Annotated in this window: 20 protein-coding genes; 16 read left to right on the top strand and 4 right to left on the bottom strand. The window is 57.5% G+C overall.

The features are described from left to right. The first annotated feature begins 19 nt into the window (after positions 1–19). A complete protein-coding gene (mlaA, locus tag CWM52_RS03585) occupies positions 20–781 on the top strand; it encodes a phospholipid-binding lipoprotein MlaA (protein ID WP_100682825.1) in 762 nt (253 codons plus the stop codon). 68 nt (positions 782–849) lie between these two features. Here the strand turns inward: mlaA and fadL are convergent, their stop codons facing one another. Further along, positions 850–2,172 (bottom strand): long-chain fatty acid transporter FadL, encoded by a 1,323-nt coding sequence (gene fadL, locus CWM52_RS03580; RefSeq protein ID WP_165785334.1) that lies wholly within the window; start codon positions 2,170–2,172, stop codon positions 850–852. A gap of 371 nt (positions 2,173–2,543) precedes the next feature. On the opposite strand from fadL, the gene CWM52_RS03575 reads away from it, so the two are divergent. The 4 genes from CWM52_RS03575 to sixA all read left to right on the top strand — a co-directional run bounded on the left by CWM52_RS03575 (position 2,544) and on the right by sixA (position 7,134). After that, positions 2,544–2,828 carry a YfcZ/YiiS family protein gene (locus tag CWM52_RS03575; protein WP_100682823.1) on the top strand — a complete coding sequence of 95 codons (285 nt, stop codon included), beginning with the start codon at positions 2,544–2,546 and terminating at the stop codon, positions 2,826–2,828. Positions 2,829–2,984: 156 nt separating this feature from the next. Then, positions 2,985–4,295, top strand: coding sequence for an acetyl-CoA C-acyltransferase FadI (fadI, locus tag CWM52_RS03570; protein ID WP_100682822.1), 1,311 nt, complete (start codon positions 2,985–2,987; stop codon positions 4,293–4,295). Continuing rightward, positions 4,295–6,439, top strand: coding sequence for a fatty acid oxidation complex subunit alpha FadJ (gene fadJ / locus CWM52_RS03565; RefSeq protein WP_100682821.1), 2,145 nt, complete (start codon positions 4,295–4,297; stop codon positions 6,437–6,439). The genes fadI and fadJ overlap by 1 nt, the downstream gene beginning before the upstream one ends. A gap of 209 nt (positions 6,440–6,648) precedes the next feature. Continuing rightward, positions 6,649–7,134: a phosphohistidine phosphatase SixA gene (gene sixA, locus CWM52_RS03560; protein ID WP_015583757.1), complete on the top strand. Its 486-nt coding sequence runs from the start codon at positions 6,649–6,651 to the stop codon at positions 7,132–7,134. A gap of 20 nt (positions 7,135–7,154) precedes the next feature. Here the strand turns inward: sixA and smrB are convergent, their stop codons facing one another. After that, entirely contained in the window at positions 7,155–7,706 is a 552-nt protein-coding gene (gene smrB / locus CWM52_RS03555; protein ID WP_015583758.1) for an endonuclease SmrB, read from the bottom strand. 166 nt (positions 7,707–7,872) lie between these two features. Between smrB and prmB the strand changes: the two genes are divergently transcribed. Genes prmB through CWM52_RS03525 form a run of 6 tightly spaced genes read left to right on the top strand, consistent with a single transcriptional unit; the run spans position 7,873 to position 12,411 of the window. Next, positions 7,873–8,805 (top strand): 50S ribosomal protein L3 N(5)-glutamine methyltransferase, encoded by a 933-nt coding sequence (gene prmB, locus CWM52_RS03550; RefSeq protein WP_100682854.1) that lies wholly within the window; start codon positions 7,873–7,875, stop codon positions 8,803–8,805. 28 nt (positions 8,806–8,833) lie between these two features. Beyond that, entirely contained in the window at positions 8,834–9,919 is a 1,086-nt protein-coding gene (aroC, locus tag CWM52_RS03545) for a chorismate synthase (protein WP_100682820.1), read from the top strand. Between the two features lie 3 nt (positions 9,920–9,922). Next, complete coding sequence (gene mepA / locus CWM52_RS03540) at positions 9,923–10,747, top strand: penicillin-insensitive murein endopeptidase (RefSeq protein ID WP_100682819.1); 825 nt, start codon at positions 9,923–9,925, stop codon at positions 10,745–10,747. After that, positions 10,747–11,556 (top strand): sulfite exporter TauE/SafE family protein, encoded by an 810-nt coding sequence (locus CWM52_RS03535; RefSeq protein ID WP_100682818.1) that lies wholly within the window; start codon positions 10,747–10,749, stop codon positions 11,554–11,556. The genes mepA and CWM52_RS03535 overlap by 1 nt, the downstream gene beginning before the upstream one ends. Further along, entirely contained in the window at positions 11,556–12,104 is a 549-nt protein-coding gene (locus CWM52_RS03530) for an elongation factor P hydroxylase (RefSeq protein WP_004865249.1), read from the top strand. Before CWM52_RS03535 ends, CWM52_RS03530 begins: the two co-directional genes overlap by 1 nt. A 31-nt stretch (positions 12,105–12,135) precedes the next feature. Next, on the top strand, positions 12,136–12,411 hold the full coding sequence (locus tag CWM52_RS03525; protein WP_100682817.1) for a YfcL family protein: 276 nt from the start codon (positions 12,136–12,138) through the stop codon (positions 12,409–12,411). Positions 12,412–12,517: 106 nt separating this feature from the next. Here the strand turns inward: CWM52_RS03525 and mnmC are convergent, their stop codons facing one another. After that, positions 12,518–14,506, bottom strand: coding sequence for a bifunctional tRNA (5-methylaminomethyl-2-thiouridine)(34)-methyltransferase MnmD/FAD-dependent 5-carboxymethylaminomethyl-2-thiouridine(34) oxidoreductase MnmC (mnmC, locus tag CWM52_RS03520; protein WP_100682816.1), 1,989 nt, complete (start codon positions 14,504–14,506; stop codon positions 12,518–12,520). Between the two features lie 158 nt (positions 14,507–14,664). On the opposite strand from mnmC, the gene fabB reads away from it, so the two are divergent. Together fabB and CWM52_RS03510 are read left to right on the top strand one after the other, a co-directional pair. Continuing rightward, a complete protein-coding gene (gene fabB / locus CWM52_RS03515; protein ID WP_100682815.1) occupies positions 14,665–15,882 on the top strand; it encodes a beta-ketoacyl-ACP synthase I in 1,218 nt (405 codons plus the stop codon). Positions 15,883–16,097: 215 nt separating this feature from the next. Continuing rightward, positions 16,098–17,273, top strand: coding sequence for an MFS transporter (locus tag CWM52_RS03510; protein WP_100682814.1), 1,176 nt, complete (start codon positions 16,098–16,100; stop codon positions 17,271–17,273). 207 nt (positions 17,274–17,480) lie between these two features. Here CWM52_RS03510 and flk read toward each other — a convergent pair whose 3' ends face one another. Then, positions 17,481–18,455 carry a flagella biosynthesis regulator Flk gene (gene flk, locus CWM52_RS03505; protein WP_165785333.1) on the bottom strand — a complete coding sequence of 325 codons (975 nt, stop codon included), beginning with the start codon at positions 18,453–18,455 and terminating at the stop codon, positions 17,481–17,483. Positions 18,456–18,563: 108 nt separating this feature from the next. Here flk and pdxB point away from each other — a divergent pair, with 108 nt between their 5' ends. From pdxB to truA, 3 genes are all read left to right on the top strand, one after another. Then, entirely contained in the window at positions 18,564–19,700 is a 1,137-nt protein-coding gene (pdxB, locus tag CWM52_RS03500) for a 4-phosphoerythronate dehydrogenase PdxB (protein ID WP_165785332.1), read from the top strand. Positions 19,701–19,762: 62 nt separating this feature from the next. Then, a complete protein-coding gene (locus tag CWM52_RS03495) occupies positions 19,763–20,776 on the top strand; it encodes an aspartate-semialdehyde dehydrogenase (protein WP_100682812.1) in 1,014 nt (337 codons plus the stop codon). Further along, complete coding sequence (gene truA, locus CWM52_RS03490) at positions 20,776–21,588, top strand: tRNA pseudouridine(38-40) synthase TruA (protein ID WP_100682811.1); 813 nt, start codon at positions 20,776–20,778, stop codon at positions 21,586–21,588. The genes CWM52_RS03495 and truA overlap by 1 nt, the downstream gene beginning before the upstream one ends. The last annotated feature ends 24 nt before the right edge of the window (positions 21,589–21,612 follow it).

The raw sequence follows: 21,612 nt of genomic DNA, 5'->3' as shown, positions 1-21,612 counted from the left end.
AATTAACAGGGAGACACCTATGAATTTTCGCCTGTCGGCGCTTGCGCTTGGCGCCACATTGCTGGTGGGATGTGCCAGTTCCAGCTCTGGCGATTTGCCGCAGGGGCGTTCAGACCCGCTTGAAGGGTTTAACCGTACGATGTTCAACTTCAACTTTAACGTGGTGGATCCGTACGTGCTGCGTCCGGTTGCCGTTGCCTGGCGTGACTATGTCCCGCAGCCGGCGCGCAATGGGCTGAGTAACTTTACCAGCAACCTTGAAGAACCGGCGGTGATGGCAAACTACTTCCTGCAGGGCGATCCCTATAAAGGTATGGTGCACTTTACCCGCTTCTTCCTTAACACCCTTCTGGGGATGGGCGGCCTGATTGATGTCGCAGGAATGGCGAACCCGAAACTGCAGCGTGTTGAACCGCATCGCTTTGGTAGCACCCTGGGCCACTATGGCGTGGGTTACGGCCCTTATATGCAGCTGCCGTTCTATGGCAGCTTTACGCTGCGTGATGAAGGCGGTGATATGGCTGATGGCCTTTACCCGGTGCTTTCCTGGCTGACCTGGCCGATGTCCATCGGTAAGTGGGCGGTTGAAGGGGTTGAGACCCGTGCTCAGTTGCTCGATTCCGACGGTCTGCTGCGCCAGTCTTCCGACCCGTATATCATGGTTCGCGAAGCCTACTTCCAGCGTCATGACTTTATTGCCAACGGCGGTAAACTCACGCCGGCTGAGAACCCTAACGCTCAGGCGATTCAGGGCGATCTGAAAGATATCGACTCGCAGTAAACAGAATTAAAGATGACAACAAAAAAGGGTGAACGCGAGTTCACCCTTTTTTTATGCTGCCAGATCTATCAGAAGCGGTAGTTGAAGTTCGCGCCGTACAACCACGCGGTACCTTCAGAGCGGAAGGTATAAGGGCCTTCTTTAATTTCTACATGCTGACCGTGCATGTATGAAACACCCACGTCAACCGAAGCATCTTTGTTGAAGGCATAGGTGGTACCCGCGCTCAGCCACAGGCGATCCTGATCCGGGATGGAGATAGAACGAGTGGCGGCAGGTACCGGGCTATCATCGAAGGCGATACCGGTACGGAAGGTCCAGTTATCGTCGTAGTAATAGGTGGTACCCAGCGCGATGCGGTAGGCGTCCTTAAAGCTTTCATCTTTATAGAACAGCGTTTGGCCGTTGCTGCCGGTCGCTTTCAGCTCCTGGAACTGGCTCCAGCTGGTGTAGGTCAGGCTGTAGTGGACAGCCCACTGCGGCGCCACGCGGTTATAACCGGACAGCTCCCACATTTCAGGCAGGTTCAGAGTCAGAGAACCATTGGTCGTTTGACCGTTGGTCCCCGCCGGAAGCCCGAAGTTACCGAGGATCTGGTTGTACGCGGAAGGTAAGCTGCTTTTGTAATTACCGTCAAAGTCGATTTTCACTTCGGAACGATAGGTGAAGCCATAGCGGTTATTCTTATCCAGTTCATAAAGAATACCGGCGTTCCAGCCAAAGCCCCACGCGTTACCGTTGAGGTGAGCAATTTGCGTATCGGCAGGAATTTTCGATACCGGGCCGGCCAACTGCGGCGGCAGTGCGCCAGAGCCCGCCACGATTTGCCCCAAATCGCCCGCAAAGCGTTCAATCTTCGCTTTCGCATATACCGCATCAAACCCTAAGCCAAAGCTCCAGTGGCTATTCAGACGATAGGCGCCGCTCAGGTTGAAGTTGGCGGTGGTCAGGTCTGTTTTTCCGCCCATGCTACCGGCGGCATAGTCATCGGCGTATTCGGTCGCCAGACCATAGTTAGAGGTGATAGACGCCCCCCAACCAAACCGATCGTTAATCGGCGAAACAAAGTGGAAGTTAGGCACCCATGCGGTTGGCGCAATGTTATCGGCGTTCAGGCTTTTGCCTGTCGGAGAGCGACCGGAAACATTGACGTTAGGGTCGACGAAGACTGCGCCCGCAGACATCGTCGGGCGATCGAACATCATGATCAATGCTGGGTTACGGCTGGCATTGCCCGCATCGTCAGCAATTGCACCTTCACCGGAATAGGCGCGGCCCAGACCTGATGAAGAGAATTCATTTAACTGGAAGCCTGCTGACCAGGCCTGTGTTGAAACAAGTGCTACAGCCACTGCGAGGGCAGATTGGGTAAAGCGGGTTTTCTGGCTCATGCCCATAACCTCATTGAGTTATTTTTATATAAACTATGTTACATGCCGTAACAGAAGCGCGAAGTGTAGGGTCTGCTTTACGACAGAGAAATCAGACCAGTGCGCTGAGTATAGGTCTGACCAGATAAGATGTTGCAAGTTTGTTTATAAGTTTTTTCATTTGTGATACGAAAAAAGCGATCCAGTTGGCAAAATTGCCCTCGTCCGCCTTATCTAAACAAGGCATTTTTTGTTTTGGATCATTTTTAAGTGTGATTTCGGTCACTCAGGACCGTTGTCGCCATTAACGACTGGAGGCCGGGGGACGCCGCGCGTAAAATAACCTCATTATTTGTCTGGCACCTTGAGTGCATATACAGAGGAAATCTACGATGAGTAAATGTAGTGCTGATGAAACCCCGGTTTGCTGCTGTATGGATGTTGGCACCATTATGGACAACACCGATTGCACCGCCTCTTACAGCCGGGTTTTTGCCAATCGCGCCGAAGCGGAACAAACTCTCGCCGCATTGACTGAGAGAGCACGCGGCGTGGAATCTGAACCGTGCAAAATTACCCCGACCTTTAGCGATGTTGCAGGCGGTGTACAGCTGGATATCGATTTTGTTTTCTGCTGCGAAGCCGAAACGCTCATTTTCCAGCTCGGTCTGCGTTAATTTCCCCTCAACGCCCCTCCCGCCAGGGGCGTTATCTTCTCCCTCCTGTGTTTTGGCTCTCACTTTTTCTCTTCGCCGATTGGCTTAATGTAAAAAATTAGTTAAAACTGGTATCAGGTCAGACCACTTGGTTTTATCGGTTAACAGGGGAAAGTCATGAGTCAGGTATTACCGCTTGTCACCCGTCAAGGCGATCGCATTGCCATTGTCAGCGGTTTACGTACGCCGTTTGCCCGTCAGGCCACGGCATTTCACGGTGTTCCCGCCGTTGATTTGGGGAAAATGGTGATCAGCGAAATGCTGGCTCGTAGCGATATTCCCCCGGAAATGATTGAGCAGTTGGTATTTGGCCAGGTGGTGCAGATGCCGGAAGCGCCAAATATTGCGCGCGAAATTGTCCTTGGCACCGGCATGAGCGTACATACCGATGCCTACAGCGTAAGTCGGGCCTGCGCCACCAGTTTTCAGGCCGTCGCCAACGTCGCGGAGAGCCTGATGGCCGGAACGATCCGCGCCGGCATTGCCGGCGGGGCCGACTCTTCATCCGTTCTGCCTATCGGCGTCAGTAAAAAGCTGGCCCGCACGCTGGTGGATGCCAATAAAGCGCGCACTCTCGGGCAGCGTCTGAAGCTCTTCTCCCGTTTACGGCTTCGCGATCTTTTACCGGTACCGCCTGCGGTGGCCGAATATTCGACCGGGCTGCGGATGGGCGATACCGCAGAGCAAATGGCAAAAACATGGGGGATTACCCGCGAGCAGCAGGACGCGCTGGCGCACCGTTCGCACCAGCTGGCGGCGAAAGCCTGGGAAGAGGGGAAGCTGGCCTCTGAGGTGATGACCGCGTATGTGCCGCCGTTCCGTGAGCTGCTGGAAAACGACAACAATATTCGTAAAAATTCGACGCTGGCGGATTACCAAAAATTACGTCCGGCTTTTGACCGCCGGCATGGCACGGTCACTGCGGCAAACAGTACGCCGCTAACCGACGGTGCCGCGGCGGTGATTATGATGACCGAGTCTCAGGCCAAAGCGCTGGGCTTAACCCCGCTGGGCTACCTGCGCAGCTACGCCTTTACCGCCATCGATGTGCGCCAGGATATGCTGTTAGGGCCGGCGTGGTCAACGCCGCTGGCGCTGGAAAGGGCGGGACTGACGCTGGCTGATTTAACGCTTATCGATATGCATGAGGCTTTTGCCGCGCAGACGCTGGCGAATCTTCAGTGCCTGGCCAGCGACCGCTTTGCCCGCGATGTTCTCGGACGCTCGCAGGCGACCGGGGAAGTCGATGAAAGTAAATTCAATGTTCTCGGTGGCTCCATTGCATACGGGCATCCTTTTGCAGCCACCGGCGCGAGGATGATTACCCAGACGCTGCATGAACTGCGGCGCAGGGGAGGCGGATTTGGTCTGGTTACCGCCTGCGCAGCCGGTGGCCTCGGCGCGGCGATGATTCTGGAGGCGGAATAATGGACATGACATCGGCATTTACTCTTGATATTCGTCCGGACAACGTCGCCGTCATCACCATCGATGTGCCCGGTGAAAAGATGAATACCCTGAAGGCCGAATTTGGTCAGCAGGTGCGGGCGATCGTTCTCCAGATTCGTGACAATAAATCCCTACGCGGCGCGGTGCTGATTTCCGCAAAGCCGGACAATTTTATCGCCGGCGCGGATATTAATATGATTGCCCGCTGCGCCACCGCTCAGGAAGCGCAAGCGCTCGCCCGCCAGGGGCAACAAATTATGGCGGAGATCCATGGGCTGGCGATTCCGGTGATTGCCGCCATCCACGGCGCCTGCCTGGGCGGCGGTCTTGAGCTGGCGCTGGCCTGTCATGGGCGGGTGTGCAGCGATGACGAGAAAACACGTCTGGGGCTGCCTGAGGTCCAGCTGGGGCTGCTGCCGGGCTCTGGCGGCACCCAGAGACTCCCCCGACTGATCGGTGTCAGCGGCGCCCTCGAGATGATTCTGACCGGCAAACAGCTTCGTCCGCGTCAGGCGTTAAAGGCGGGTCTGGTGGATGAGGTGGTTGCGCAATCGATTCTGCTGCAGACGGCGGTGGAACTGGCGCTGAAAGGGCGGCCAGCGAGTCGCAGTATGCCGATCCGCGAGCGGGTGCTGGCCGGACCGCTGGGTCGCAGCCTGTTGTTTCGGCTGGTGGCGAAAAAGACCCGGCAGAAAACCCAGGGCAACTATCCGGCCGCCGGGCGTATTCTACAGGTGATTGAAAATGGATTGGCCCACGGCTGTAGCAGCGGCTACGCCGAGGAAGCGCGCGCCTTCGGTGAGCTGGCGATGACGCCGCAATCCCAGGCATTACGATCGATATTTTTTGCCAGCACCGATCTGAAGAAAGATCGCGGCGCCGATGCGCAGGCCGGGCCGCTGACTCGAATCGGCGTTCTCGGCGGCGGTCTGATGGGCGGCGGAATTGCTTATGTTACCGCCTGTAAAGGCGGGCTTGCGGTGCGCATCAAAGATATTCAGCCCCGGGGAATTAACCATGCGCTGAAATACAGCTGGGATCTGCTGGATAAGCAGGTTCGCCGCCGCTATCTGCGGGCCAGCGAGCGGGATCGCCAGCTGGCGCTGATTTCCGGTACCACGGATTATCAGGGGTTTGCCCATCGCGATGTGGTGATCGAGGCGGTCTTCGAGGATTTAGCCCTTAAACAGCGGATGGTGGCCGAGATCGAGGCACACTGCGGCCCGCAGACGATCTTTGCCTCCAATACCTCTTCGCTACCCATCGGCGACATTGCGGCGCAGGCCAGTCGACCGGGGCAGGTGATTGGCCTGCATTTCTTCAGCCCGGTCGAGAAAATGCCGCTGGTTGAAGTGATCCCCCATCAGCATACCGATCCGCAGACGATTGCGACGGTAGTGAAGCTGGCCAAAATGCAGGGGAAAACGCCGATCGTCGTGGCGGATAAAGCGGGTTTCTACGTTAACCGTATCCTGGCGCCCTATATCAACGAAGCGATGCGCCTGCTCATGGAAGGTGAACCCATTGAGCATATTGATAAGTCACTGGTGAAATTTGGTTTTCCCGTCGGGCCTGTTCAACTGCTGGATGAAGTCGGGATTGATACCGGAACCAAAATCCTGCCGGTACTGGAAGCCGCGTGGGGAGAACGTTTTAGCCCGCCTGCAAACATCATTGATGCGATCTTGAATGACGATCGCAAAGGTAGAAAAAATAGCCGCGGTTTCTATCTTTATGAGACAAAAGGGCGTACAAGCAAAAAACGGTCTGATGCTGCGGTCTATTCGCTGCTGGGCATTTCTGCGCCGCAGGCGCGCTTGTCCGCGCAGCAGATAGCCGAGCGTTGTGTCATGATGATGCTTAACGAAGCCGCGCGTTGCTTCGATGAACAGGTCATCCGCGGCGCCCGCGATGGCGACATTGGCGCGGTGTTTGGTATTGGCTTCCCGCCGTTTCTTGGCGGCCCGTTCCGTTATATGGATAAACTCGGGGCGGGTGAAGTTGTTGCAATCTTGCAACGTCTGGCCGCTCAGTACGGCTCACGGTTTACCCCATGCGAAAATTTATTGCGCATGGCCGGGCAGGGGGCAACCTTTTGGCCCGCTGCTGAACGGATGACCTAAGTTCTGGTCAAAGAAGATAAATCCGGCGATGAATGACGCTGTTGGCTGGCTGTTTTGTAAACAATCATTGACTATACTTACGCCATTGAGGTAAAAAACAGCGTTTCATTCGTTGGATGAATCAGGCACAATGCCCGGCCACCGGGTCGACTGCGTGCTATCTACGCAGGTAAGACTGCGGTGCTTCTGGTTAACAAAAGCGGTGCAATATGCAAGTTTTTATCATGCGTCACGGCGACGCTGCCCTCGATGCAGCCAGTGACTCGGTTCGTCCCTTAACCGTTTGTGGTTGTGATGAGTCCCGTCAGATGGCAACCTGGCTGAAAGGTCAAAAAGTGGATATTGAACGGGTTCTTGTCAGTCCTTACCTGCGTGCTGAACAGACGTTGGATGTGGTAAGAGAGTGCATGGACCTGCCCGAGAATGTCGACGTGATGCCGGAGCTCACGCCGTGTGGCGATGTTGGCATGGTCAGTGCCTGGCTTCAGACGCTGAACAATGAAGGTGTTTCAACGGTGCTGGTTGTTTCGCACCTGCCGCTGGTGGGGTACCTCGTCTCAGAGCTGTGCCCGGGGGAGACTCCCCCGATGTTCACAACTTCGGCTATTGCCTGTGTCACCCTTGATGCCGATGGTAAGGGCGAGTTCAACTGGCAGATGAGCCCCTGCAATCTGAAGATGGCGAAGGCTATCTGACTCCCCCCGGAGCATCCGTATTACGGAAGCTCCGGCGGCTGCCACTCTTCAACTTCAATCAGCACCAGCAGTGCGGCGTCTCCGCCATACTCTTTTGGCGCCTGATGAAAAGCCATGATGTGCGGATGTTGCGCAAGCCAGAGCGGCGTTTGCTGCTTGAGGATGTGTTTCCCGTGTCCGTGCATCACGCAGGCGCAAAAGACATGCTCGCGACGGCAGGCGGCGATCAGCGCCCCCAGCTCCTGCTTCGCCTGCTGCTGGGTCAACCCGTGCAGATCGAGAAACAGCTCCGGCGAATAATCCCCGCGGCGCAGTTTTTTCAGTTCAAAATGGCTCACGTCCGGGCGAACATATTTGACCGCCCCTTCGGTATTCAGCAGCGGCTGAAACTCATCGGAAAAATAGTGGCTGTTATCGGCCTGCTCCTGAAGTAAGCGCTTTGGCGGTACCTCGGTGATTTTCTTGCGCAGCGGGCGGTGCACGATGGTGTCTTGTTTAATCTGACGCGTGCCGGTCATTAACTGACGGAACAACGCCTGATCCTCGTCGCTTAGCGATGTTTTCTTTTTCATTGCCCACTCTCATCATTTCTTTTCGCTAGTTTACCCGACTCGGCCTCTGTTCAGGCAAGCAAAACGTATTTTTCCCCGCCCGCCCGACGTAAGAATGCTGATTTATCGCCGTCTTCGTGGCAAACTAGCCGCCGAATTTACAGTAGAGCGTGTCCTGGAGGATGGCGTGGATAAAATTTTTGTTGATGAAGCGGTCAATGAGCTGCATACCATTCAGGACATGCTGCGTTGGGCGGTCAGTCGTTTCAGCGCGGCGAATATCTGGTACGGCCATGGCACGGACAACCCGTGGGATGAGGCGGTACAGCTGGTTATGCCATCGCTCTACCTGCCGCTGGATATCCCGGAGGATATGCACTCCGCACGCCTGACTTCCAGCGAGAAACACCGCATCGTTGAGCGCGTCATTCGCCGGATCAACGAACGTATTCCGGTTGCCTATTTGACCAATAAAGCCTGGTTCTGCGGCCATGAATTTTTCGTGGACGAACGTGTGCTGGTGCCGCGTTCGCCGATCGGCGAGCTTATCAATAATCACTTCGCTGGCCTGATTGACTACCAACCGCAGCACATTCTGGATATGTGCACCGGCAGCGGCTGTATTGCTATCGCCTGCGCTTACTCTTTCCCGGAAGCGGAAGTGGACGCGGTGGATATCTCCGTTGATGCGCTGGCCGTTGCCGAGCAGAACGTGGAAGCGCACGGTTTGATCCATCAGGTCACGCCGATTCGTTCCGATCTGTTCCGCGACCTGCCGAAAGTGCAGTACGACCTGATCGTCACCAACCCGCCGTATGTTGATGAAGAAGATATGTCCGATCTGCCGGGCGAGTATCGTCATGAGCCGGTTCTGGGCCTGGCTTCCGGCAGCGATGGCCTGAAGCTGACGCGCCGTATCCTCGGTAATGCGCCGGATTATCTCAGCGATGACGGTATTCTGATTTGTGAAGTCGGTAACAGCATGGTACATCTGATTGAGCAGTATCCGGACGTGCCGTTTACCTGGCTTGAGTTTGAAAACGGCGGGGACGGCGTCTTCATGCTGACCAAAGCGCAGCTGATCGCCGCCCGCGCGCATTTCGGCATTTATAAAGACTAAAACAACACGCAAACATGACGGAGCCGTGATGGCAGGAAACACAATTGGACAACTCTTTCGCGTCACCACCTTCGGCGAGTCGCACGGTCTGGCGCTGGGCTGCATTGTTGACGGAGTGCCGCCGGGCATTCCGCTGACTGAAGCTGACCTGCAGCACGATCTGGACCGTCGTCGTCCGGGGACGTCGCGCTACACCACCCAGCGCCGTGAACCGGATCAGGTGAAGATCCTCTCCGGCGTATTCGAAGGCGTGACGACCGGGACCAGCATTGGTCTGCTGATTGAGAATACCGATCAGCGTTCTCAGGACTATGGCGCGATTAAAGACGTTTTCCGTCCTGGGCACGCTGACTATACCTACGAGCAGAAATACGGCCTGCGCGATTATCGCGGCGGCGGTCGTTCCTCAGCACGTGAAACCGCGATGCGGGTGGCGGCTGGCGCGATTGCCAAGAAATACCTCGCGGAAAAATTCGGCATGGTGATTCGCGGCTGTTTGACCCAGATGGGCGATATTCCTCTGGCGATCAAAGACTGGGAACAGGTTGAACAAAACCCGTTCTTCTGCCCGGACCCGGATAAAATTGAAGCGCTTGATGAACTGATGCGTGGCCTGAAAAAAGAGGGCGACTCCATCGGAGCAAAAGTGACCGTGGTCGCCGACGGCGTGCCTCCGGGACTCGGTGAGCCGGTATTCGACCGTCTGGATGCCGACATTGCCCATGCGCTGATGAGCATCAATGCGGTGAAGGGCGTGGAAATTGGCGATGGTTTTGAGGTGGTGAAACTGCGCGGCAGCCAAAACCGCGATGAAATCACTAAAAATGGTTTCCAGAGCAACCATGCGGGCGGCATTCTTGGCGGTATCAGCAGCGGTCAGCAGATCGTCGCGAATATCGCGCTGAAGCCGACTTCCAGCATCACCGTGCCGGGCCATACGATTAACCGTCACGGTGAAGAAGTTGAGATGATCACCAAAGGGCGCCACGATCCTTGCGTGGGCATCCGCGCGGTGCCGATCGCGGAAGCCATGCTGGCGATCGTGCTAATGGATCACTTTATGCGTCAACGCGCGCAAAATGGCGACGTGACGACATCAATTCCACGCTGGTAATCGATGAAAAAAACCGTTATCGCTCTGCTGGCGCTCCTGGCCAGCTCTGCCTGCCTTGCGGCGACGCCGTGGCAAAAAATCACCCAGCCGATTAGCGGCAGCGCGCAGTCAATTGGCGCATTTGCGAACGGCTGCATTGTCGGCGCGCAGGCGCTGCCGCTGAGTGCGACCAGTTACCAGGTCATGCGCACCGACCAGCGCCGTTACTTCGGCCATCCGGACCTGATCCAGTTTATTCAGCGCCTGGGTAATCAGGTGCAGAGTCAGGGAATGGGGACGCTGCTGATTGGCGATATGGGGATGCCGGCAGGCGGGCGCTTTAACGGCGGCCATGCCAGTCACCAGAGCGGGCTGGATGTTGATATCTTCCTTCAGCTCCCGCAGACGCGCTGGAGTTCAGCGCAGCTCCTGAAACCCCAGGCGCTGGATCTGGTGGCTCGCGACGGCAAGAACGTCGTGCCGTCACTGTGGAGCCCGCAAATCAGCCATCTGATTAAACTGGCGGCAGAAGACAGGGATGTGACGCGCATTTTTGTGAACCCGGCAATCAAGCAGCAGCTGTGCCTGGATGCCGGCAACGATCGCGCCTGGTTACAGAAAGTCCGACCATGGTTCCAGCATCGTGCGCATATGCACGTTCGTCTGCGTTGCCCGGCGGGTAGCCTGGAGTGCGAAGAACAGGCGCCACCGCCGCCAGGCGATGGCTGCGGCGCTGAGCTACAAAGCTGGTTTGAACCACCGAAACCTGGAACAACCTCTCCTGTGAAGAAGACGCCGCCTCCGCTGCCGGCTTCCTGTCAGGCGCTACTGGATGAGCATGTGCTGTAATGGAAAGCTTTATTGAGCTGTTTATGGTGTCGCCGACGGTACTGGTGGCGCTGTTTTTTGTGGCCGTTCTGGCGGGATTTATTGATTCTCTGGCGGGCGGCGGCGGGCTGCTGACGGTTCCGGCGCTGATGGCGGCAGGGCTGCCTCCGGCGCAGGCGCTGGCGACAAACAAACTGCAGGCCTGCGGGGGATCGCTTTCTGCTTCGCTCTATTTTATCCGCCGCAAGGTGGTGAACCTGGCGGATCAGAAGCTCAATATCCTGATGACCTTTATCGGCTCAACCGCCGGTGCGCTGCTGGTGCAGCACGTCCAGTCCGATATTCTGCGCCAGATCCTGCCGGTGCTGGTGATCGGCATTGGCCTGTATTTCCTGCTGATGCCAAAATTAGGTGAAGCAGACCGTCAGCGTCGTCTGTACGGTCTGCCGTTTGCCCTGGTAGCCGGCGGCTGCGTAGGTTTTTATGACGGTTTCTTCGGCCCAGGCGCCGGCTCTTTCTATGCGCTGGCTTTCGTCACCCTTGCCGGGTTCAACCTTGCCAAATCCACCGCTCACGCCAAGGTGCTCAACGCGACGTCGAATATCGGCGGGTTGCTGCTGTTTATCATCGGTGGGAAAGTGATTTGGGCGACCGGATTCGTGATGATGGCGGGGCAGTTTATTGGCGCCCGCGCCGGTTCGCGGCTGGTTCTGAGTAAAGGACAATCATTGATTCGTCCGATGATTGTGGTTGTCTCCGCGGTGATGAGCGCGAAACTTCTTTATGACAGCCACGGTGCTGAAATTCTTCAGTGGTTGGGAATTCATTAATGCAACAGCAACACCATTATCAGCAGCTGATCGCTATTTTTGACGGCTGCTTTGCCGATGATTTTAATACCCGTCTGATTAAAGGCGATGACGAACCGATCTATCTTCCGGCAGATAGCGACGTGCCGTATAACCGCATTGTGTTTGCCCATGGCTTTTACGCCAGCGGTCTGCATGAGATTTCTCACTGGTGTATCGCGGGCAAAGCGCGTCGCGAGCAGGTTGATTTCGGCTACTGGTACTGCCCGGATGGCCGTGATGCCATGACCCAGTGTCAGTTTGAAGATGTTGAGGTGAAACCGCAGGCGCTGGACTGGCTGTTTTGCGTGGCGGCAGGTTTTCCGTTTAACGTCAGCTGCGACAATCTGGAAGGCGACTTTGAACCTGACCGCATTGCCTTTCAGCGGCGGGTTCACGCACAGGTTATGACCTTGCTGGAACAAGGGATCCCTGAACGTCCGGCGCGCTTTATCCGCGCGTTACAAGAATATTATCAGACGCCGCCACTGACGGCAGAACAATTCCCGTGGCCGGAAGACCTGCAATAACGCCACGTTTGACACTAGAAGAGGAAAGACAATGCTCGCGGAGTTTGAATCACGCATTCTGGCGTTGATTGATGAAATGGTAGACCACGCCAGTGATGATGAACTGTTTGCCAGCGGCTATCTGCGCGGCCACCTGACGCTGGCGGTAGCCGAGCTGGAAGGGGGGGACGATCACTCTGCGAAAGCGATCAACGAGCGGGTGATGCATAGCCTGGAGAAAGCGATCGGCGCAGGCGAACTGTCGCCGCCGGACCAGATTCTGGTGCAGGGAATGTGGAATAATTTATATCAGCGGGCAAAGCAATAAACCTCTGAGCGCCGGGCCTGAAAATCCGGCCAGGTAGCGCGACGCCGGGTCTCCCCTGATGTCGCGCTGCTGTTGACTCAACCGACCGCTATCACTGCCGCCCGGCTTATTTTACCGCTTTTCCCTTCAGCAGTTTCCGCACCCATAATCGATTCGGATTCAGCGCCGCCAGCGTCTCTCTGTCCAGCGGCAGCGGTTCATGGCTCATCTGCGCCGCCAGTATTTCCGCCGTCAGCGGGGCGGAGCATAGCCCGCGCGAACCCAGCGCCCCCAGCACGAACAGATTGCGATAAACCGGGGCCGTCGGCGCCAGCGTTTTGTGTTCGGCCAGCGTCGCGTACTGCGTTAACGTGGCGTCATAATCCGGTACATTGCCCACCATCGGTAAGTGATCGCGGGTGGCGCAACGCACGCCGCAGCGGGCGTCATTTCCGCTGGTATCCACCTCTCGCGCCCATGTTGCCTGCGGGAAGCAGTCGATCAGCCGCTGGCGGTTTTGCTGTTGATCATCGACGCTAAAGGTCGGCTCTGTCTGCCCACGATGGTAGCTGGCGCCGATGCAGTGCTGCTGATGACGTGGATTCTGTGGCGTCAGGTAGCCGTCGTAGCACAAGACCTGGCGCAAAGCTGACAGCGCAGGCGTGGTCGGAATATGGCTCACCTGTCCCCCCACCGGATACGCCGGCAGCCGTGCAGTCTGAGGAAAGTCGGTCAGATGATGGCCGTTTGCCAGCACCACCACGTCATGACGCAGCTGCTCATTGAGCCGCCAGCCGTCATGGTCAGCAGTCAGCGTTGCGACCTTGACGTTATATCGGGTGTGCAAACCCCGTGTCGCCGCCAGCGCTACAAGTTCTGCCGTCAGCTGCTGCGGACAGAGCCAGCCCCCGGAAGGATAGGTGATTCCCGCGCAGCCGGTTTCCACGCCAGCGAGCTGTGCGACGGTTTGCGCGCTGACGGCAGCGGCAATCTCTGTCGGCAGGTCGAGGGCCAGCATCTGCGCGATTTTCTGTGCGCTCTTCTCGTCCCAGGCAAGCTGGGTGACGCCGCACCACTGATGGTCGAACATGATCGGCAGGGCATCATACAGACGACGGGCGAAGGTAAATGCCGCCGGGAAGAAGCGAGCCAGCGCCGGATCGTGCTGGCTAAGCAGAGGGTAGAGCGCTCCCTGGCGGTTACCGGATGCGCCTTCAGCCGGGGCGTTATCCGCGCAGTATAAGGTGACTTGCCAGCCGCGGCGGAGCAGCGCGAGTGCGAGCAGGGCGCTGGCGATACCGCCGCCGATAATCGCCGCATCGCGTTGCTGGCTGCCGGTTCGCGCAAACCAGGGTGTACGGGCGGGAATATTCAGCGTCCGGGTCATTTCACCAGTCAGCATTTCGCGTTTACGGCCGAACCCTTTGTGTTTGTGCATGGTAAAGCCCGCTTCCTGCAGGCCGCGACGGACAAAACCGGCGGAGGTAAAGGTGGCCAGCGTGCCGCCCGGCCTGGCGAGGCGGGCCATTGCCCCGAACAGCTCAGGCGTCCACATATCCGGATTTTTCGCCGGCGCGAAACCATCAAGAAACCAGGCGTCGACCTGCTGATTCAGCGAGTCATCAAGCTCGTGGGTCAGCGTATTAATATCCCCGAACCACAAATCCAGCGTGATGCGCCCGTCATCCAGCAGCAGGCGATGGCAGCCAGCGATCGCCGGCGGCCACTGCGCCTGCAACTGTTCTGCCCACGGTGCCAGTTCCGGCCAGTGCTGATGGGCCCGGCGCAAATCGGCGGAGGTCAGCGGAAATTTTTCAAAACTGATGAAATGTAATCTTTGCAGGGTAGCTTCAGGATTATCACGGCGAAAAACATCAAACGCCTGCCAAAGTGTCAGGAAGTTGAGACCGGTGCCGAACCCGCTCTCGGCGACCACAAACAGCGGGTGTGGATGGAGCGGGAAGCGTGCATTGAGGCGGTTGCCGCCGAGGAAAACGTAGCGCGTCTCTTCCAGACCATTGTCATTGGAAAAGTACACGTCATCGAAATCTCGGGAAACAGGTGTACCCTCAGCGTTGAATTCCAGGTTGGCAGGTTGTATGGCGTTTTGTTTCACGTAAGTTACTCGAATCTCAAGGCGTAGCACGATCTTAACGATGTGTGTCTGGGGGCGCAAATTTATACACAAAATGGCTGATCGGACTTGTTCGGCGTACAAGTGTACGCTATTGTGCGACTCGAAACTTAAAATAGTGTGACTTACAGAGGTATTGAATGAAACGTGCAGTGATTACTGGCCTGGGCATCGTTTCCAGCATCGGTAACAACCAGCAGGAAGTCCTGGAATCTCTGCGTGAAGGGCGCTCGGGGATCACTTTCTCTCAAGAATTCAAAGATTCTGGTATGCGCAGCCACGTATGGGGTAACGTTAAACTGGATACCACAGGTCTTATCGACCGCAAAGTGGTACGTTTCATGAACGATGCCTCTATCTATGCTTATCTCTCTATGCAGCAGGCTGTCGCCGATGCTGGGCTGACAGAAGAAGTTTATCAAAACAACCCTCGCGTGGGCCTGATTGCGGGTTCCGGCGGTTCTTCTAAATCTCAGGTGTTCGGCGCAGATGCGATGCGTAGCCCGCGCGGCCTGAAAGCCGTCGGTCCTTACGTTGTAACCAAAGCGATGGCTTCTGCGGTATCCGCTTGCCTCGCCACTCCGTTCAAAATCCACGGCGTGAACTATTCCATCAGCTCCGCTTGCGCGACCTCAGCACACTGTATCGGCAGCGCGGTTGAACAAATTCAGCTTGGCAAACAGGACATCGTTTTTGCGGGCGGCGGCGAAGAGCTGTGCTGGGAAATGGCTTGTGAATTCGACGCCATGGGCGCACTGTCCACCAAATACAACGAAACGCCGGATAAAGCGTCCCGTACTTATGATGCGCACCGCGATGGCTTTATTATCGCCGGCGGCGGCGGTATGGTTGTGGTTGAAGAGCTGGAGCATGCTCTGGCGCGCGGCGCGCACATTTATGCGGAAGTGGTCGGCTACGGCGCGACTTCTGACGGCGCGGACATGGTTGCTCCGTCTGGTGAAGGCGCAGTGCGTTGCATGAAACAGGCGATGGCCGGTGTCGACACGCCGATTGACTACCTGAACTCCCACGGGACTTCGACTCCGGTCGGCGATGTGAAAGAACTGGGTGCCATTCGCGAAGTCTTCGGCGACCACAGCCCGGCTATCTCCGCGACTAAAGCGATGACCGGCCACTCCCTGGGCGCCGCGGGCGTACAGGAAGCGATCTACTCTCTGCTGATGCTGGAACACGGCTTTATTGCGCCAAGCATTAACATCGAAGAGATGGATGAGCAGGCAGCGGGTCTGAACATCGTCACCAAACCGACCGAGCAAGCGCTGACGACCGTGATGTCCAACAGCTTCGGTTTCGGCGGCACCAACGCCACGCTGGTGATGCGTAAACTCACAGCATAAGCGGCTGCTTTTTCAAGCGATATGTTCAAAGGGAGCCTGCTGGCTCCCTTTTTGTCGTCTTGACAGGGCCGGACCTCTGCAGGCAAACTGCTGCAAAACATTATCACCCCGATAATGCGTAAGCGTTTAACGTCATCCAACGCGCCTTAACCCTGATAATCAGGTGGAGGGGGCGTGGCTATGACCTCGCCTTACTCTGCGAACTGGAGTAAAGCATGTCCGCAGCGACTGACACAACACATACCTCTGCAGCGAATATTCCCTTATTTCGTATTACCTTTGCCGTTTTTCTGACCTACATGACCGTGGGCCTGCCGCTACCCGTGATCCCGCTTTTTGTCCACCATGAGCTGGGTTTCGGTAACACGATGGTGGGCCTTGCGGTGGGCATTCAGTTTCTGGCGACGGTGCTGACCCGGGGCTATGCAGGTCGTCTGGCCGATCAGCATGGCGCCAAACGCTCGGTGTTGCAGGGCATGTTCGCCTGCGCATTAGCCGGGGCGGCGTGGCTGCTGGCCGCGTTACTGCCGGTTTCCGCGCTGGCGAAATTTGCGCTGCTGGTGCTCGGGCGTTTGATCCTCGGATTTGGCGAAAGCCAGCTGTTGACCGGAAATCTGAGCTGGGGGCTGGGGCTGGTTGGCCCTGCGCGTTCAGGCAAGGTCATGTCCTGGAACGGGATGGCGATGTACGGCTCATTGGCGGTGGGCGCGCCGCTGGGGCTGATTATCTACTCGCACTTTGGCGTTGCGGTTCTCGCCTGCGTCACGATGGGACTACCGCTGCTGGCGCTGGCAATCAACGGCACGGTCAGTAAAGTGCCGGCGCACGGGGGAGAGCGGCCCTCGTTGTGGAGCGTCGTCGGTATGATCTGGCGTCCGGGCATCGGCCTGGGGCTGCAAGGGGTGGGATTTGCCGTGATTGGCACCTTCGTTTCACTCTATTTCGCCAGCCGCGGCTGGGCGATGGCGGGCTTCACGCTGACCGCGTTCGGCGGTGCCTTTGTGCTGATGCGTATTCTGTTCGGCTGGATGCCGGACCGCTTCGGCGGCATAAAAGTGGCGATGGCGTCGCTGCTGATCGAGGCCATTGGCTTGACTCTGCTGTGGCTGGCGCCGGATGCCTGGGTTGCCCTGGCCGGGGCGGCGTTGACCGGCTGCGGCTGCTCGCTCATCTTCCCGTCTCTCGGCGTGGAAGTCGTCAAACGCGTACCGGCTCAGGTGCGGGGGACCGCGCTCGGCGGCTATGCGGCTTTTCAGGATATTTCATACGGTGTCACCGGCCCGCTTGCCGGGCTGCTCGCCACGTCGCTGGGCTACTCTTCCGTCTTTTTGGCGGGGGCGATATGCGCGGTTCTGGGCATTCTCATGACGCTGTTCTCCCTGCGTAAATAACCCGCTTTCCGCACTTTGGCGAGGGAGTGCGGTCAACCATGCTGGCGCCGCTATGACCTGGAGCGCAAGGATGAATTTATGCCAGGCGTGCGGACCGGGGTGGGGGCGTCATGGCCTTGTCGAGACTCAAACGCCCGCATCGCGCGGGCGTTTGAGTTTAAAGATTATTGTCAGCGATAACCCTGTCAGGCGGCGAGCAACGCGGAATTACATCACCAGCCAGAGCAGAGCGAGTAGCAGTATCAGCACCAGAACAATCACTCCCGGCTTTTTGAGCCGCCTGGTGAGCGAAGAGGGTTCCGGAGGCAGCGCGGGGATGGCCAGCGTTTCTTGCGCCCGGGCGACACGAAGCACAAAGATCTTATTCAGTAGCGTCAGAATCTGCGTTGCGCTCAATGCCGTTTGCGGCGTGACGTGCCAGTTATGCTCGGCAAAATCGACGATCTTTTGCCACTCCTGAACTTCCAGCGGTTGCTTCAGCGCCGCCTGTAGGGAGGTCAGGGTCGGGGCTGACTGCGTGCTCAGCGTCTGGCGCGCGTGTAGCCAGTAAGAGAGGGGAGTGAAGTGGGTCGCCGGAATCAGCTCACCGGTTTTCACACCGCACAGCTCCAGCATTGACTGCCAGATAAGTTTCCCGGGTTCGCCGGTTGCGGCGGCAAGGCGGCTTACCTGCTGGTTAAGCGTATTGTGCTCCGCGGGCAGCAGCGGGCGCAGAGTCGGCGGTCGCTGCAGCGGTTGCGGGATCGACAGCTGACCGTTTTGCAGGAGCTGCAGCACATTTTGCAGTTGCTCCTGGGTCAGCGCGTGCAGCGTCGTTTGCCCATAATGCTGGCGAATATAATCGCTCACTGCCTGGCGGTTGTTTCCCTGGCTCAGCAACTCGCTTAACTGCGCCAGAGCCTGGCGCTGATGGTGGTTTTGCTGCGCTACGGTTAAGCGTTGATTCAGGTTGTTTTCGGCGGCGCTAAAGTGGCACGCCAGCAGCGGTTCATCGCCTTTGAGCCCCAGATCGTGCTTGATTCCCGCCCACACTTCCGCGTTCTGTTGCGAGGTTAACGCCACCAGGCGCGTAATCAGTCGCTCGAGAACGGTACGTTGTTGCATGGTCAGCGCGTGTTCTCCGGCGACGGAAGCGCCGGTCCCCGGGGGACGAGCGGACATACCTGAAACGGGTTGCGTCATATTAATCCTTTCCGTATTGCTGTACAGAGGCCCGGTGATGATGTTCCTGGCGGCGAGATTATGGCACACTTCCCCGGTTTACTCTCGTTCTCAGACAGGTACTGAACCGTGAAAATCCTCGTTGATGAAAATATGCCCTATGCCCGCGAGCTTTTTAGTCGCCTGGGCGAAGTCGAGGCGGTCCCCGGCCGTCCCGTCCCCGTCGATGCGCTGACCGGCGCCGATGCGTTGATGGTGCGCTCGGTCACGAAAGTCAATGAAGCGCTGCTCGCCGGCAAGGCAATTCAATTCGTTGGCACCGCGACAGCCGGTACCGACCATGTCGATCGGGCGTGGCTGCAGCAGGCCGGAATTGGCTTCTCTGCCGCGCCGGGTTGCAACGCGATTGCGGTCGTGGAATATGTTTTCTCGGCGCTGCTGATGCTGGCCGAGCGCGACGGTTTCGCGCTGACCGATCGTACCGTCGGGATCGTCGGCGTCGGCAACGTCGGTGGGCGCCTGCAAAAGCGTCTGGAAGCGCTGGGGATCAAAACGCTGTTATGCGATCCGCCGCGTGCCGAACAGGGAGATGAAGGCGACTTCCGCACTCTGGATGAGCTGGTAGAGGAAGCGGACGTTCTGACGTTCCACACGCCTTTATATAAAGAAGGCCGCTATAAAACCCTGCATCTGGCGGATGAGGCGCTGATTCGCCGTCTGAAACCGGGAAGCGTGCTGATTAACGCCTGCCGCGGGCCGGTGGTGGATAACGGCGCGCTGCTGGCCTGCCTGCAAAGCGGGCAAGCGTTGAGCGTGGTGCTCGATGTCTGGGAACCTGAGCCGGATTTGAACCTTGCGCTGCTGGATCGCGTAGATATTGGCACCCCGCACATTGCGGGCTACACCCTCGAAGGGAAAGCGCGCGGGACGACGCAGGTTTTTGAAGCCTACAGCGCCTTTATCGGCCATCCGCAGCAGGTGGCGCTGGATACGCTGCTGCCTGCCCCGGAATTTGGCCGCATCACCCTGCACGGTGCGCTCGATCAGTCAACGCTGAAACGATTGGTGCATTTGGTGTATGATGTGCGCCGCGATGATGCGCCGCTGCGAAAAGTGGCCGGCGTACCGGGTGAATTTGACAAGCTGCGCAAAAATTATCAGGAACGCCGTGAATGGTCATCACTGTACGTGCAGTGCAGCGATGTGCAGACGGCGACGCTGTTGCGACAGCTCGGTTTTAATGCCGTACATCACCCCATTCGTTAATATCTTCTTAATGACCCTGTTAGATACTCCTGCAGGGTCGCTTTTCTCTGGAGTAAACCACCATGTCTGAAGGCTGGAATATTGCCGTACTGGGCGCAACGGGCGCCGTCGGCGAAGCCCTGCTCGACACCCTTGCTGAACGTCAGTTCCCGGTGGGGGAGATCTATGCGCTGGCGCGCACTGAGAGCGCGGGAGAGCACCTGCGTTTTAGCGGTAAGTCAGTGATCGTGCAGGATGCTGCCGTATTTGACTGGACCCAGGTACAGCTGGTCTTTTTTGCCGCCGGCGTTGAAGCGAGCGCGGCCTATGTTGACGATGCGACCAATGCCGGTTGTCTGGTTATCGATCTCAGCGGTCTGTTCGCGCTGGAGCCGGACGTGCCGCTGGTGGTGCCGGAAGTGAACCCGTTTGTGCTGGCCGATTACCGCAATCGCAACGTCATCGCCGTTCCCAACAGTCTGACCAGTCAGCTGCTGACGGCGCTGAAACCGTTGATCGATGAGGGCGGCCTGTCGCGTATTAGCGTGACCAGCCTGATTTCCGCTTCCGCATACGGCAAAAAAGCCGTGGATGCGCTGGCAGGGCAGAGCGCGAAGCTGCTCAACGGTATCCCCATCGATGAGGAAGATTTCTTTGGCCGTCAGCTGGCGTTTAACATGCTGCCGCTGCTGCCGGATCGCGAAGGCAGCGTGCGCGAAGAGCGCCGTATTGTCGATGAAGTTCGCAAGATCCTCCAGGATGAAGGATTGATGGTTTCAGCCAGTATCGTGCAGTCGCCGGTATTCTACGGTCATGCGCAGATGGTGAACTTCGAAGCGATGCGTCCGCTGGCGGCAGAAGAGGCCCGCGATGCCTTCGCTCGCGGCGAAGATATTGAGCTGTCCGCTGAGCGCGAGTTCCCGACTCAGGTCGGCGATGCTTCAGGTACCGCGCAGCTCTCCGTCGGCTGTGTGCGCAATGATTACGGGATGCCGGAACAGATTCAGTTCTGGTCCGTTGCCGATAACGTGCGCTTTGGCGGCGCGCTGATGGCCGTGAAAATCGCTGAGAAACTGGTGCAGGAGTATTTGTACTGATGTCAGAGATGGAGCAGCAGCCGGTCTACAAAATCGCGCTGGGCATCGAGTACGACGGCAGCAAATATTACGGCTGGCAGCGGCAAAACGAAGTTCGCAGCGTGCAGGAGAAGCTGGAAAAGGCGCTCTCGCAGGTGGCAAATGAAGCGATTAACGTATTCTGCGCTGGCCGCACCGATGCCGGTGTTCATGGCACCGGCCAGGTGGTGCATTTTGAGACCCACGCGCTGCGCAAAGACGCGGCCTGGACACTGGGTGTCAATGCGAATTTGCCGGGTGATATCGCCGTCCGCTGGGTGAAACATGTCCCGGACGATTTTCACGCCCGCTTCAGCGCTACGGCGCGCCGCTACCGTTACGTCATCTATAATCACCGTCTGCGTCCGGCGGTGTTAAGCCAGGGCGTAACGCATTATCATCAGCCTCTGGATGCGGAGCGGATGCAGCGCGCCGCCCAGTGTTTGCTGGGGGAAAATGATTTCACCTCATTTCGCGCGGTGCAGTGCCAGTCGCGCACGCCGTGGCGGAATATTAACCATATTAGCGTCACGCGGTATGGCGCGTATGTGGTGGTGGATATCAAAGCGAATGCCTTTGTACATCATATGGTAAGAAACATTGTCGGCAGCCTGATGGAAGTGGGGGCCGGTAACCAGCCGGAGAGCTGGATTGCAGAACTTCTGGCGGCGAAAGACAGGAAGCTGGCCGCCGCGACGGCAAAAGCAGAAGGGTTGTATCTGGTGTCGGTGGATTATCCGGCCCGCTACGATCTGCCGGTGATGCCGATGGGCCCGCTGTTCCTGGCGGACTAACATTAACGCTTTATCCTTCAGGCT

Origin of the sequence: Raoultella sp. T31 (genome assembly GCF_002806725.1) — a bacterium.
Classification (GTDB): domain Bacteria; phylum Pseudomonadota; class Gammaproteobacteria; order Enterobacterales; family Enterobacteriaceae; genus Klebsiella; species Klebsiella electrica.
Note: the sequence above shows the minus strand (reverse complement) of the source record. Positions and strands in the feature narration are given on the sequence as shown.